This window comes from Streptomyces sp. NPDC001709 (assembly GCF_053596375.1).
Genome location: NZ_JBSFGB010000003.1, coordinates 286,833 through 300,349, shown reverse-complemented (window position 1 = coordinate 300,349; position 13,517 = coordinate 286,833). Strand labels below are relative to the sequence as shown.

13 protein-coding genes and 1 tRNA gene are annotated in these 13,517 nt (G+C 70.8%); 9 read left to right on the top strand and 5 right to left on the bottom strand.

Annotated features, from left to right (window positions below):
- Window positions 1-9: 9 nt before the first annotated feature.
- Window positions 10-83 (top strand) — tRNA-Pro (locus tag ACWC0C_RS06430).
- A gap of 149 nt (window positions 84-232) precedes the next feature.
- Here ACWC0C_RS06430 and ACWC0C_RS06425 read toward each other — a convergent pair.
- The 3 genes from ACWC0C_RS06425 to ACWC0C_RS06415 form a co-directional block, all read right to left on the bottom strand.
- On the bottom strand, window positions 233-1,318 hold the full coding sequence (locus ACWC0C_RS06425; protein WP_450862070.1) for an ABC transporter substrate-binding protein: 1,086 nt from the start codon (window positions 1,316-1,318) through the stop codon (window positions 233-235).
- Window positions 1,319-1,381: 63 nt separating this feature from the next.
- Window positions 1,382-2,260: an ABC transporter permease gene (locus ACWC0C_RS06420; RefSeq protein WP_450862069.1), complete on the bottom strand. Its 879-nt coding sequence runs from the start codon at window positions 2,258-2,260 to the stop codon at window positions 1,382-1,384.
- Complete coding sequence (locus ACWC0C_RS06415) at window positions 2,257-3,117, bottom strand: ABC transporter ATP-binding protein (protein ID WP_449199135.1); 861 nt, start codon at window positions 3,115-3,117, stop codon at window positions 2,257-2,259. The genes ACWC0C_RS06420 and ACWC0C_RS06415 overlap by 4 nt, the downstream gene beginning before the upstream one ends.
- A gap of 237 nt (window positions 3,118-3,354) precedes the next feature.
- Between ACWC0C_RS06415 and ACWC0C_RS06410 the strand changes: the two genes are divergently transcribed.
- Both ACWC0C_RS06410 and ACWC0C_RS06405 read left to right on the top strand, forming a co-directional pair.
- Window positions 3,355-5,019, top strand: coding sequence for an ATP-binding protein (locus ACWC0C_RS06410; RefSeq protein ID WP_450862067.1), 1,665 nt, complete (start codon window positions 3,355-3,357; stop codon window positions 5,017-5,019).
- Entirely contained in the window at window positions 5,019-5,708 is a 690-nt protein-coding gene (locus tag ACWC0C_RS06405) for a response regulator (protein ID WP_450862066.1), read from the top strand. The genes ACWC0C_RS06410 and ACWC0C_RS06405 overlap by 1 nt, the downstream gene beginning before the upstream one ends.
- Here ACWC0C_RS06405 and ACWC0C_RS06400 read toward each other — a convergent pair.
- Together ACWC0C_RS06400 and ACWC0C_RS06395 are read right to left on the bottom strand one after the other, a co-directional pair.
- Complete coding sequence (locus ACWC0C_RS06400; RefSeq protein WP_450862064.1) at window positions 5,690-7,225, bottom strand: carboxylesterase/lipase family protein; 1,536 nt, start codon at window positions 7,223-7,225, stop codon at window positions 5,690-5,692. The genes ACWC0C_RS06405 and ACWC0C_RS06400 overlap by 19 nt on opposite strands.
- 78 nt (window positions 7,226-7,303) lie before the next feature.
- Entirely contained in the window at window positions 7,304-8,710 is a 1,407-nt protein-coding gene (locus ACWC0C_RS06395) for an amino acid permease (protein WP_450862062.1), read from the bottom strand.
- 288 nt (window positions 8,711-8,998) lie between these two features.
- Between ACWC0C_RS06395 and ACWC0C_RS06390 the strand changes: the two genes are divergently transcribed.
- The 6 genes from ACWC0C_RS06390 to ACWC0C_RS06365 all read left to right on the top strand — a co-directional run bounded on the left by ACWC0C_RS06390 (window position 8,999) and on the right by ACWC0C_RS06365 (window position 13,447).
- Entirely contained in the window at window positions 8,999-9,121 is a 123-nt protein-coding gene (locus ACWC0C_RS06390; RefSeq protein ID WP_449199139.1) for a putative leader peptide, read from the top strand.
- Window positions 9,122-9,199: 78 nt separating this feature from the next.
- The gene (locus ACWC0C_RS06385; protein WP_450862060.1) at window positions 9,200-10,087 is read left to right on the top strand and encodes a glutathione S-transferase C-terminal domain-containing protein; all 888 of its coding nucleotides are present in this window, start codon (window positions 9,200-9,202) and stop codon (window positions 10,085-10,087) included.
- A gap of 122 nt (window positions 10,088-10,209) precedes the next feature.
- Window positions 10,210-10,359, top strand: coding sequence for a hypothetical protein (locus ACWC0C_RS06380; RefSeq protein WP_449199141.1), 150 nt, complete (start codon window positions 10,210-10,212; stop codon window positions 10,357-10,359).
- A 178-nt stretch (window positions 10,360-10,537) separates the two neighbouring features.
- Window positions 10,538-11,524 carry an amino acid ABC transporter permease gene (locus ACWC0C_RS06375; protein ID WP_450862058.1) on the top strand — a complete coding sequence of 329 codons (987 nt, stop codon included), beginning with the start codon at window positions 10,538-10,540 and terminating at the stop codon, window positions 11,522-11,524.
- Window positions 11,521-12,312: an amino acid ABC transporter ATP-binding protein gene (locus tag ACWC0C_RS06370; protein WP_450862057.1), complete on the top strand. Its 792-nt coding sequence runs from the start codon at window positions 11,521-11,523 to the stop codon at window positions 12,310-12,312. Before ACWC0C_RS06375 ends, ACWC0C_RS06370 begins: the two co-directional genes overlap by 4 nt.
- Before the next feature lie 112 nt (window positions 12,313-12,424).
- Complete coding sequence (locus tag ACWC0C_RS06365; RefSeq protein WP_450862055.1) at window positions 12,425-13,447, top strand: ABC transporter substrate-binding protein; 1,023 nt, start codon at window positions 12,425-12,427, stop codon at window positions 13,445-13,447.
- Window positions 13,448-13,517: the final 70 nt, after the last annotated feature.

Below are 13,517 nucleotides of genomic sequence, written 5' to 3'. Positions count from 1 at the left end.
AGACCGCAACGGGACGTGGCGCAGCTTGGTAGCGCACTTGACTGGGGGTCAAGGGGTCGCAGGTTCAAATCCTGTCGTCCCGACTTGCGAGAACGCGAGTCAGAGGCTGTTTCGGGTTGGTCCGAAACAGCCTCTTGGTCTTTCGTGCGGAGCCGCGGATCAGCGGCCGTGTCGGAGTGATCCGGCACGGCCGCTTGGTCAGTGCGGTCGGTCTCCGGTGCGTGACGCGGAATCAGCCGGAGGTACCCGCCGGGGTCGTCGTGGTGGTGAAGCCCTCCTTCTTGTTGGCCGCGAGGGCGAAGTCATTGGTGAACGTCGTGCCGAGGTTCACCTTCGAGGTCGCGTGGCCCACCAGCTCCTCCGTGGCCAGGACGTTCTTGGGACCGCCGGCCGGCATGATGCCGTCCGGGAGGAACTGGCCCTTGTCCTCGGTCAGGGCCGCGATGTAGTCGGCCTTGGTGACCAGCTGGTTCTGCACGAACGACTGCGGCAGCTTGTCGGCGATGTCGGCCGCGCTGTGCTTGTCGATCCAGTGCAGGGTGGCCACGAGCGCGTCGACGACCTTCTGCACCGCGTCCTTGTGCGAGTTCACCCAGTCGGTACGGGCGATGACACCCGCGGCCGGCCAGGCACCGCCCGTCGCTGCCTTGGCACCTGCCGTGGTGGCGACGTCGACCGCCGAGTAGCCGACGCCCTTCTTCTCGACCGCGGCGACCGTCGGCTGCGTCGTCATGACACAGGCCACCTTGCCGTTCTGCAGCGCGGCGATGGCGGTGGAGCCCGCGCCGACCCCGATGCGGTGGAAGTCGCTGGTCTTGACGCCCTTCTTGGCGGCCAGGAACTGGGTGAGGGTGTCGGTGCCCGAGCCCAGGTCGGTGACGCCCAGCGTCTTGCCCCTGAAGTCCGCGGCCGAGCGTACCCCGCTCTTGGTGGCGCACATCTCCCGCTCGCCCGGCGCGCCGGACAGCTGGACGACGTCCTCGACCGCCTTGCCCTTCACCTGGAAGTCGATCGTGTGGTTGTACCAGGCGCCCGCCATGTCCACCTGGCCCGAGGCCATGGCGTCCTCGGCGCCGGTGCCGCCGTCCTGCTCGGTGCTCAGCACGACATTGACGCCGTACTTCTTGTAGAAGCCGAGGTTCTGGGCGAGCTGGTACGGCAGGTAGATCTGCTTGTCGATGCCGCCGACCATGATCTTGACGGTCGAGGTCCCGCCGGAGCCGCCCGAGCCGGAGCCGGAGGAGCTGCTGGAACACGCGGTGGCCGCGCCGAGGGCGAGGACGGTGACGAGGGACGCGGTGAGGGTTCTCTTGAACATGGCGGCTCTTTCGTTCTCGGGATGTACCGGGGGGAGCGGGGGATGTACCGAAAAGGGGGCGGTTCAGAGGCTGTTGGCCTCGGTGGGGGCCGGCGGGCGCCAGGAGAGCAGCCGGTGTTCGAGCTTGCCGATCAGCCATTCCGCGCCGAGCACGATCACCGCGATGACGAGCATCGTGGCGAACACACCGTTGGGGTCGAAGTTGTTCTGCGCGGTCTTGATGACGAGCCCGAGGCCGCTCTGCGCGCCGAGCACCTCGCCGACCAGCGCGCCGACGATGGCGAAGCCGAAGGCGCTGTGCAGGCTGGCGATGATCCAGGTGAGCGCGGAGGGCACGATGACGTGCCGGATGATCTGCGGCTGGGACGCGCCGAGCACCCGGGCGTTGGCGAGGATGTTGCGGTCGACCTCGCGGACGCCCTGGAAGGCGTTGAAGAAGACGATGAAGAACACCAGCACGGCGGCGAGCAGGATCTTCGGGGTGACGCCGATACCGAAGGCGACGATGAAGATCGAGCCGAGGACGATGCGCGGGATCGCGTTCACCATCTTGATGTAGGGACCGAGGACGTCGGACAGATAGCGGCTCTGGCCCAGCGCGACACCGAAGACGACTCCGGTGCCGGCGCCGAGGGCGAAGCCGATGAGCGCCTCCTGGATGGTGGTCCAGATGTTCGCGTAGAAGGACCCGAACTCGGTGCCGTTCCGGAAGAGGTCGATCAGCCGCTGCCAGATCCCGGACGGCTGCCCGAAGAAGAACGGGTCGACGATGCCCCAGGTGGTGAACGCCTGCCAGCCGCCGATCACGAAGGCCGCGAGGCCGATGCGGCCCGCCCACACCAGGGCGACCCGCCGTCGTGCGGCCCGTTTGGCGGCGGCGGATGCCGAGGCGTGCCCGCCGTCGGCGACCGGGACGGCGGATGTGGTGGACGTCGTGCTCATGCCTTTCCTCCTGCGGTGCGTGCGTAGGCGCGCTCCACCTCTTCGCGCAGCGTGTCCCAGATCTGGTGCTGGAGTTCGATGAAGCGGGGCTGGTAGCGGATCTCCTGGACCGAGCCGCGCGGACGGGGCAGGTCGATGTCGAAGACGGCCTTGACCGACCCGGGGCCGGATGTCATGACGACGACCCGGTCGGCGAGCGCCACGGCCTCGTCGAGGTCGTGCGTGATGAAGATGACGGAGGGACGGATCTGCTCCCACAGGTCCAGCAGCTCGGTCGACATGATCGCCTTGGTCTGCACGTCCAGGGCGCCGAACGGCTCGTCCATGATCAGGATCTTGGGTTCGTTGATCAGCGCCGCGGCCATCGCCACGCGCTTGCGCATACCGCCGGAGAGCTGGTGCGGGTAGCGGTCCTCGAACCCGGCGAGGCCGACCCGGCGGAGCCAGTCGCGGGCCTGGGCCTGTGCCTTCTGCTTGGGCACGCCGCGGAACACCGGGCCCATCAGCACATTGCCGAGGACCGTCTTCCAGGGCAGCAGCGCGTCCGCCTGGAACATGAAGCTGACGCCGTCGGTGATGCCGTCCACCTCACGGCCGCCCACCCTGACCGAGCCCTCGCTGGGCCGGTCGAGCCCGGACACCATGCTCAGGGTGGTCGACTTGCCGCAGCCGGTGGGGCCGACCACCGCACAGAACTGACCCGGCTCCACGGTGAACGACACGCCTTGCAGCGCCGTGAACACCTCACCGGCAGGAGTCAGGAATCGCTTGGTGAGCCCGGAGATCTCGATGCGCGCGTCCTCGCGCTCTGCTGCACCGGCGATCGGGCTCGTCGCGACATCGTTTCGCGAAGCCATGTGAGGCCGTCTCCTTCCACACCTCGGGGGGTCGAGGAAGGCAGACGCTAGAGGTCACCCGGTGTTACGTCGCTGTTTCCCAGGTATCTCGCGATAGCCGCGTAAACCGGGGTTCTGCTCATTCTGCTCAGCGAAACGGGGGTGGGCAGGATTTCGGCCATCAGGCACAATCACGCCACCACGGGTCCGGCGCCGGGCCGGCCCGGCACCACGCGGGACAGAGGCGAAGAGGCACCTGTGACACCCATCCGTATGCGGATCGGGCGCGGCGGGCGGAGAAGGCTGTCCGCGCGGATCCTGGCCAGCCAGCTCGTCATCCTGGCGCTCACCGGCGTCATCGGATTCGTCCTGTTCGCCTTCGCGCAACGCTCCGCGCTCGACCGCACCTACGAGGACCGGGCCGTGGCCATCGCGCAGACCACGGCCGCGGACCCGCAGATCCGGCGGGCCATGGAGTACGCCGGCGGCGGTGAGGTGGTGCAGACCGTCGCCGAGCGGATCCGGCGGGCGTCGGGGGCGTCGTACGTGGTGGTGATCGACCTGCACGGCATCCGCCACTCGCACCCCATGCCCCAGCTGGTCGGCTCGCCCGTGGCCGAGCCGCTCGCGGTGCTGGACGGCAGGCCGCACGTCGGCACCGACCAGGGCGCCACCGGACGCTCCGCCAACGGCAAGGCCCCGCTGTACGGGCCGACGCACAGGCTGGTCGGCGAGGTGTCGGTGGGCATACCGGAACGACACGTGCTCAGCGAGCTGTGGCGCGAGCTGCCCACCTTCGGCCTGTACGCCGCGATCGCCACCGCGCTCGGCAGTGCGGCCGCGTATCTGCTGGCCAGGAAGCTGAAGCGGACCACCTTCGGGCTGGAACTGGAGGAGATCGCCGGACTGCTGCAGGACCGCGAGGCGATGCTGCACGGCATCCGCGAGGGCGTGGTTGCCTTCGACCCCGACGGCCGGATCACCGTCGTGAACGACGAGGCCCGCCGGCTGCTCGGCCTCGGCACCGCGCTCGGCCGCACCGCCGAGGAGGTCCTGCCCGACGGCCGGCTGCGCCGCGCCCTGGACGGCACCCTGACCGGCACCGACGTCAGCGTCCTGACCGACGAGCACTGCCTCGTCGTCAACCGGATGCCGGTGACCCTGCACGGCCGTGAACTCGGCGCCGTGGTCACCGTGCGGGACCGCACCGAGATGGTCGGGCTGCTGCGCGAGCTGGACTCGGTGCGGGGCCTGACCGATGCGCTGCGGGCCCAGCAGCACGAGTTCACCAACCGCATGCACACCCTGGCCGGCCTGCTCGACATCGGGGAGTACGACGACGCCTACGAGTTCGCCGTCGGCGCGGCCGGCGCCGGCCAGGCCCTCACCGAATCCGTGCGCAAGCGGATCGGGAACTCCCTCATGGTCGGTCTGATCGTGGCCAAGACCACGGTCGCCGCCGAACGCGGGGTACAGATCGCGCTGACCGAGGACTCGGCCCTCGGCGAGGATCCGCCGCACCTGCACCGGCTGCTGACCATCGTCGGCAATCTGCTGGACAACGCGGTCGACGCGGCCGGCGAAGGGCCGCGCCCGGCGGGTGGCCGTGAGGTACGGCTCACCCTGACCGAGAGCTCCGGCGAGACGCGGGTCGAGGTCGCGGACACCGGTCCGGGAATCCCGCCGGACGCGGCCGAGTCGATCTTCGAGGACGGCTGGTCGACCCGGCCGGAGCGGGGCACCGCCCGGCGCGGCCTCGGACTGGCCCTGGTGCACCGGCTGGTGCAGCGGCACGGCGGCACCATCACGGTCAGCGAGGGTCCCGGCGCGGTGTTCACGGTCGTACTGCCGCTGCCGGACACGGCCTTGGCACCGCGGGGAGCACTGTTCACCACGGCGCTGCCGGTGGGAGGCGAGCAGTGATGATCCGGACCCTGGTCGTGGACGACGACTTCCGGGTGAGCCACATCCACAGCGAGTACGTGAGCCGCGTTCCCGGCTTCGGCGTGGTCGGCGAGGCGGCGAGCGTCACCGAGGCACTCGAGGCGGTCCGGGCCCTGCGTCCCGACCTGCTGCTGCTCGACATCTTCCTGCCCGACGGCAGCGGGCTCGACGTGCTGCGCCGGCTCACGGGGGACGAGGGCGGTGCCCGCCCCGACGCCCTGATGATCACGGCGGACCGCGACATCGAGTCGGTGCGCAGCGCCATGAAGCTCGGTGCCGTGGGCTACCTGGTCAAGCCGTTCGGTTCCCCGGACCTCTGCGAGCGGCTCACCGCCTACCGGGAGCTGCAACACCGTGTGGAGGTGCTCGGCCCGGCCGCCGAGACCGATCAGGCCGATGTGGACGCCCTGTTCAGCGCCGCCCGGCCGCCCGCCGTCCCGCGGGTACCGGCCAAGGGTCACTCGGCGCCCACCCTGACCCTGGTCCACCAGGCGCTGCGCGCGGCGCGCGGCCCCGTGTCGGCGGCCGAGGCGGCCGAACTCACCGGTGTCTCCCGCGCCACGGCCCAGCGCTATCTGTCCTACCTGGTCAAGGAGGGCATGGTCCGCCTGGAGCTGCGATACGGCGCGGCCGGGCGTCCCGAGCACCTCTATCGCATCGTCTCCTGACCGAGCAGCGGCAGCGCCGCGAAGACGTGGTCCTGCCAGAGCAGGCGGGAGGTCTCCTCCGGGTAGGGCGTCACGCACGGCTGTTCGCCGAAGATCCGGGTGAGACGTCGCTCCCTGTCATAGGCCGGCCAGCCGGGGTCGCCGTGCGCAGCGAAGGCCGACCACGCGGTGCGGAACGACGCGGACAGTTCCTCCGCGGCGGGGGAGGGGCGCTCGCCGATCAGCGCGGCCGGCTGCCCGCTGCGGAGGTTGCCGAACACCAGCGGCACGTCGAGGCCGTGGCAGGCGCCGAGGACACCGCCCATCCCGGGCGCGGGCCAGGTCAGTTCGTACACATGGGCACGGCCGCCGCCGCGGATCTGGGCGTCGGCGAGATGGAGGCTCGGCATGCGGAACAGCCAGTCGGAGTGCACCAGTTCGTACAGCTCCTCCGGGCCGGCGGCCGGGAAGCCGGTGCGGTAGCGGTGTGGACCGTCCGGTCCCGGAGCGAAGACCTCCAGCGCGGTCGCGGCCTGCTCCTGAGTCACCTGGCCGAGAGCCCCCTCCAGCGCGGTGAACAGCCGCTGCTCCGCACGCGTGTGGCCGACGACGAGGCCGATGTCCCGGCCGGCGCCACCGGCCAGCGCCTGCCACGGAGTGACCGGCAGGACGTCACCGTCCACGACGGGCGAGAACGGGATCGACCGGAGCGCCGGCATCCCCCAACGCCCGCCGAACGAGGGCGACTTGGCGGCGACCGCGTCCCCCGCGGCAGCCAGCCGCTCCGGCGGCACCGCCGACAGCTCCGCCACGGTGGGCCGCAGCCCCAGCTCGGCGGCTACGGCGGCGGCGATGTCGGCGGCGAGCTCCGGCGCGAAGAACGTCCCCGGGACGCTCTGCGCGATCGCCCGGCGAAAGAGCCCCACCGCGCGCGGCATGGCCAGGAGCGCGGCGATCGACCCGGCCCCCGCCGACTGCCCGAAGACCGTGATCCGGTCCGGATCGCCCCCGAAGGCCCCGATGGTGTCCCGCACCCACTCCAGGGCGGCCACCTGGTCGAGCAGACCCCGGTTGGCGGGCGCCCCGTCGACATGGGCGAAACCCTCCATGCCCACGCGGTAGTTGAAGGTCACCAGGACCAAGCCGCCCTCCCGCGCGAGCCGGGCCCCGTCGTACTCGGGGAGACCTGAGGTGCCGATGCTGTACGCGCCTCCCTGGACCCACACCAGGACGGGCAGCGCCGCCGAGGGGGACGGATCGGGCGACCAGACGTTGACCGTCAGCCAGTCGGTGTCCGCGTTCCGCGCCATCGCGTCCATGCCGAAGTACCCGGCCTGCGGCGGCGGAGGGCCGTACGACACGGCATTGCGCACACCCTCCCAGCCGGCGACCGGCCGGGGCGCGGCGAAACGGAGCGCGCCCACCGGCGGCTCGGCGAACGGAACGCCCCGGAAGACCGCCACGCCGTCCTCCGTACGGCCACGCAGCACCCCCGCCGCCGTGCGCACCTCGGGCCCGGAGCCGGCAGACGTCATCATGGTTCCCTTCCCTCGGCGGGCGGTCACACGACCGACGCCGGGAATCATCCCGCCGGGTCACCATGAGCGGCCAGCGATTTACGGGGTGCGGGAGATCGCCTCGATCGGTGTCGCGGGCCTGCGCTGCCGGCGCGCCGCCAGCACCGCGTAGACGATGACCCCGACGAACAGGAACAGCACGCCCTGGTACACCGCCGCGTACCCGGCGCCCGCCATCAGCCAGATGGAGAACGCGGCCGCGACCGCGGTGATCACCGAGTCCCGCACCAGACGTGCGCGGTCCACCGACTCGGCCCGGCCGGAGACCAGGTGGAAGATCTGCGCGGCCGCCGCCAGCAGGTACGGCACGGTCGCGGTGAACGTGGTGACGAGGACCAGGACGTCGAAGACCTTCGCCGAGCCCGACAGGTAGTTGTACGCGGTGAGCAGGGAGGACAGGACGACCGTGACGGCGACGCCGGCCGTCGGCACACCCCGGCGGCGGTGTGCGAAGGCGCCCGGGAACAGGCCGTCCTTGGCCGCGGCGTACGGGGTCTGGGCGCTCAGCAGTGTCCAGCCGTTGAGGCACCCGGTCATCGACACCAGGGCCGCCAGCGCGACCGCCGTACCGCCCCAGTTGCCGCCGAACATCGTGTTCACGGCGTCGGAGAAGGGGGCCGTCGAGGTCACCAGCCGGTCGTGCGCGACCGTGCCGAAGACGGACAGCGTGCCCAGCAGATAGACCAGCGCAGCGCCCGCGGTGCCGATGACGGTCGCGCGCCCCACGTTGCGCCGGGCGTCCCTGACCTCGCCGGCGCTCACGGCGGCGGACTCCACCCCGAGGTAGGAGAAGAGCAGCAGGGCCGCGGACGCAGAGACGGCACCGATCGCTCCCTGGCCACTGGCGTTGAACGGCCCGAGCCGGGAGGGGTCGAAGAAGAACAGGCCGCCGACCGCGACGAGCAGCAGCGGCACGAACTTCAGCACCGTCGACACCAGTTGGACGGCGCCCACGTACCGGGTGCCGGCGAAGTTGGCGAGGGCCGGCAGCCACTGCAGGGCGAGGGCGGCCAGGCAGGCGGTCCACTGGTGATCGTTGACCGGGATCAGCACGTCCAGGTATCCGACGGCGGCGACGGCCAGCGCCGCGTTCGACACCCAGGTGGTGATCCAGTACGCCCACGCGGCGAGGAAGCCGGCGAAGTCGCCGAAGGCCTCGCGGGCGTAGACATAGGGGCCGCCGGTACGGGGGTCGCGCGCGGCGAGCCGCCCGAAGACCAGGGCAAGTGCGATCGCGCCGACGGTCAGGACACCGAAGGCGACCAGGCTGACCGTGCCGTACGGGGCGATGGAGGCAGGGAGCAGGAAGATGCCGCCGCCGATGATGTTGCCCATGACCAGCGCCGTCGCGACCGGCAGGCCGAATCGGCGGGCGTGCTTGCTGGTGGTGCTGAGCTCCTCGGAGGGGGCCGGAGCCGGCTGCCGGGCGGTTCCGGTGACGTGCATGGGTGGTGCGCCTCTCATCGAACAGATGTCCCAGGATCGCCGGGACGCAGTCATGGTCCGGTAAGCCCCGGGCTGCCGCAAAATCGCCGTTTCTTGTGCCGTGCGACCCGGCTGACGGTGAAAAAAGTGCAGGGATACGGCCGTCGCGCCGCGAAATCTTCGACGCCTCGAACGACACCGAATCGCCGGCCGCCGGCGGTGGTGCCTGAGGTGTGGACGCCCTCTTGACGTCGCCGGAGGGCGGATCGACACTCCAGGGTGGGAATCCTAGTGAACAGGTAGGGAATCATGCCGCGCCTCGAAACGGTGACCGCCCCAGTGGGCCGTACGCCGTTGCGCGCACCCCTGCTCACCTCCCGCCGGCACATCGACCTGCTGCGTGTCTGCAGCGCCATCAGCCACTGCCGCTGAGCCGGGGCCCCGCAACGCCCACTGGCCGGCGCCGTCCGTCGGCGCATACGTCCGCACGCCCACCACCCGGGGAGACGCATGTCCATCACTCCGCTCGCCGCCGTCCCGTCCGTCCACCGCGCCGCCCCCGTCTTCCGGGGCCGGATCGGCCGGGACGCGCGCAGTGGCCACTACGCCGTGCCGCACCGCTACCGGCTCCATCTGTCGACCGCCTGCCCCGACGGGCTGCGCCTCGCGGTCGGGCACAGCCTTCTCGGCCTCGACGAGGGCTGTCCGGTCACGCTCCTGCCCGCCGTCCCGGACTGTCCCGGCGGTGGTCACGCCGCGCTGCGCCCGCTGTACGAGGCGAGCGCCCACCACTACACCGGCCCGGCCCTCGCACCCGTGCTCAGCGACGACTGGTCCGGACGGATCGTCAGCACCCATGCCCGCGACATCCTGCGCGACCTCGACCGTTTCCAGAACGACGGCCGTGCCGCCCTGTACCCGTGCGACCAGGAGTCCGTGATCGAGGCCGTAGAGCGGATGTGCGCCGAAGGGATAGAGGAGGCCGCGCAGCGCGCCGGGCGGGCCGGTGCCGACGCGGACGAGCGGGCCGCCGCCCTGGAGGTGCTCCTGGACACTCTGGGCCGGCTGGAGAACCGGCTGGCCGGAGAGGAGTACCTGGTCGACGACAGGCTCACCGCCGCCGACATCGAACTGTGGGTCGCGCTGGTGCAGTTGGACACCGTCCACCGCTGCCACCTCGACGCCTCCGCCGTGCACCGCATCGCCGGCCACCGTGCCCTGTGGGCCTACGCGCGCCGTCTGGCCGCCCACCCGGCGTTCGGCCGCCACCTGGACCTCGACGGCATCTCCCGTCGCCACCACGGGCGTTGCCGGGGCCTGGAGGCCGCCGGAGCCGCCGTCCAGATCCTGGACTGGGCGGGGCACGCAGCGGACGCCGAGGACGCTTCCCGCAGGTGAGAGCGGGGCGGGTGAGGTCCAATACGCGGACGGTCGTTGACATTCGAACGGACGACTGTCTTACTTACGGCTCAGAACGGTCTTGAGGGCCCCGCGGGGCCGGAACAGTGACAGGTGACGGCATGTACGCAGCTCCCCGGACGGCCGCGAGCCGCGCCCAGGGCTGCGTACCGTCGTGCGCCGGGCTCCTCGTCGCCGACCGCGCCGTCGATCTGCTGCGCGTCAACAGCGCACTGTGTACCGCACCGGGCTCTGCCCGCCGCCAGGGCTGACGTCCCCTTCCAGCCCCCGCGTTCCTGAGGCATACCGCCCCCGTGGTGTGCCGTCGCCCGCCCCCGCCCCCGCCCCCGGTTCCCGCGCGCTGCCGTGCACCGCCTCGTGCCCCAGCGCCGTCGCGGCCCGCACCCGCGCGCCGCGCCCCGGGGTTTCCGACTCAAGCCGGAGCCCGCCATGACTGAACCCCAAGGCGCCGTCGCCTCCCCCGCCAAGGACGAGGTGCCAGATGCCGACGCCCCGTCAAAACCGTTCGAGACGCAGCGCGTTCAGCCGCTGCGTCGGCCGTGGCGGTGGATCGCCACCGCCGTCGTCCTCGTGCTGGTCGCGCAGATCCTGCACGGACTGGCCACGAACCCCTTCTACCAGTGGGACCGCTTCCGCTACTGGTTCCTGCGGCCCACCGTGCTCGACGGGCTCCTCGTCACCCTCGAAGTCGCCGCCCTCAGCGCCGTGTTCGGCCTCCTCGGCGGCATCCTGCTGGCCCTGGCGCGGCAGTCGGGCAGTCCGGTGGTGCGCGCCGTCAGCTGGACGTACACCTGGCTGTTCCGCTCGGTGCCGCTGATCGTCGTCCTGATCTTCCTCTACAACTTCAGCGCCCTGTACAAGACGTTGAGCCTCGGCATCCCCTTCGGGCCCTCCTTCGTCACCTTCGACGAGTCGAGACTCGCCACCGACATGACGGTCGCCGTGGTCGGGCTCAGCCTCAACGAGGCGGCGTACGCGGCAGAGGTCGTACGCGGCGGCATCCTCTCCGTCGACCAGGGCCAGCACGAGGCGGCGGCCGCCCTCGGCCTGCCCAGGGGCTACCAGTTCACCCGGATCGTCTTCCCGCAGGCCCTCAGGTCCATCACACCGAACTACGTCAACCAGCTCATCGGCCTGATCAAGAGCACCTCCCTGGTGTTCTACGTGTCGCTGCTCGACCTCTTCGGCTCCGTGCAGACCATGGGCAGCACCTACCCCGGCGACATCGTGCCGCTCCTGCTCGTCGCCACCGTCTGGTACCTGATCCTCACCAGCGCCGTGTCCGTCGTCCAGTTCTACGTCGAGCGGTACTTCGCCAGGGGCGCCACCCGCACTCTGCCGCCGACCCCGCTGCAGAAGGCGCGCGCGGGCCTCACCGAGTTCCGTTCCCGGCTGCGCAGGGAGGCCGCCGTATGACCGCCACCGACACCCTGGAGACGACCCCGGCCGCGCTGGAGGTCCACGGCGTCCACAAGTGGTACGGCACCCACCGCGTGCTGGACGGCATCGACCTGGCCGTGCGCCCCGGCGAGGTCACCGTCGTCATCGGCCCGTCCGGCTCCGGCAAGTCCACCCTGCTGCGGGTCATCAACCACCTGGAGAAACCCGAGGCCGGCCACGTCAGCGTCGGCGGCGAACTCATCGGCGTCAGGCGCGGCAGCGACGGCCGGCTGAAGGAACTGAGCGAGCGCGCCATCTTGGCCCAGCGCGGCCGGATCGGGTTCGTCTTCCAGAACTTCAACCTCTTCCCGCACCTGACCGTCCTCGACAACGTCGCCGCCGCGCCCGTCGCCACCGGCCGGCTCGCCAGGCCCGAAGCCCGCGAACTCGCCCGGGAGCTGCTCACCCGGGTCGGCCTCGGCGACCGTACCGGCGCCTACCCGCGCCGGCTGTCCGGCGGGCAGCAGCAGCGAGTGGCCATCGCCCGCGCCCTCGCGCTGCGCCCCGGCATCATCCTGTTCGACGAGCCGACCTCCGCGCTCGACCCCGAACTGGTCGGCGAGGTGCTCTCCGTCATCAAGGACCTCGCCACCAGCGGTACCACCCTGGTCATCGTCACCCACGAGATCGGCTTCGCCCGCGAGGTCGCCGACCGGATCGTCTTCATCGACGCCGGGCGGATCGTCGAACAGGGCCCGCCCCAGGAGGTCCTGGACCGGCCCCGGCACGAACGGACCCGGGACTTCCTCGCCAAGGTCCTCTGACTCCCTTTTCCTCTGATTCCCTCCGATTTCCTCCGATTTCCTCAGGTTTCCTCAGGTTTCCTGAGATTTTCTCAGATTTCTTTCCGATCGGTACCGAACGACAAGGACAGCCATGCGCAGCCACCTCTCCCGACGCAGCCTGATACGCGGCATCACGGCGGCGACCGCCGTCGCCACCCTGGCCACCGGGCTGGCCGCCTGCGGTGGCGACAGCGACGCGGCCACCACCGACAGCGCCAAGCCCGGCGAGGTCGTGGTCGGACAGGTCTCCAACGGCGCCGCGAAGCAGACCACCGTCAAGGTGTCCGAGGTGAAGTCCATCAGCGCCGAACTGCCCGCCTCCGTCCGCAAGAGCGGCACGCTCGTCATCGGCGAGGGCGCCCTGCCGTCCGGCTTCCCGCCGCTGGCGTACGTCGGCAGCGACCAGAAGACCCTCACCGGCTCCGAACCCGACCTCGGCCGCCTGGTCGCCGCCGTTCTCGGCCTCAAGCCCGAGCTGAAGAACTTCACCTGGGAGAACCTCTTCGTCGGCATCGACAGCGGCAAGGTGGACGTCGCCTTCTCCAACGTCACCGACACCGAGGAACGCAAGAAGAAGTACGAGTTCGCCTCCTACCGGCAGGACAACCTCGCCTGGGAGGTGCCGGAGAAGAGCGCCTGGAACTTCGACGGCGACTACGAGAACCTCGCGGGCAAGACCGTCTCCGTCGCCTCCGGCACCAACCAGGAGAGGATCCTCCTGGAGTGGAAGGCCAAGCTGGCCAAGGAGGGCAAGAAGGTCACCATCAAGTACTTCCAGGACCACAACAGCACCTACCTGGCCCTGGCCAGCGGCAAGATCGACGCCTACTTCGGCCCCAACCCCGGCATCGCCTACCACGTCACCCAGGTGGCGAACACGCCCAACGCGACCCGCAACGCGGGCAAGTTCTCCGGCGCGGGCGAGAGCCTCCAGGGCCTGATCGCGGCGACCGCGAAGAAGGACAGCGGTCTCGCCAAGCCGCTCGCCGACGCCATCAACTACCTCATCGAGAACGGCCAGTACGCCCAGTGGCTCAAGGCCTACAACCTCTCCAACGAGGCCGTTGCCAAGTCCGAGGTGAATCCGCCCGGGCTGCCGCTGGACAATTCCTGACCGGCCAAGCCCCGGAGGCCGTACGGCTCGGGCCCGTTCGGGAACAAGCGAAAGCGGCCGCGCGTTGTGA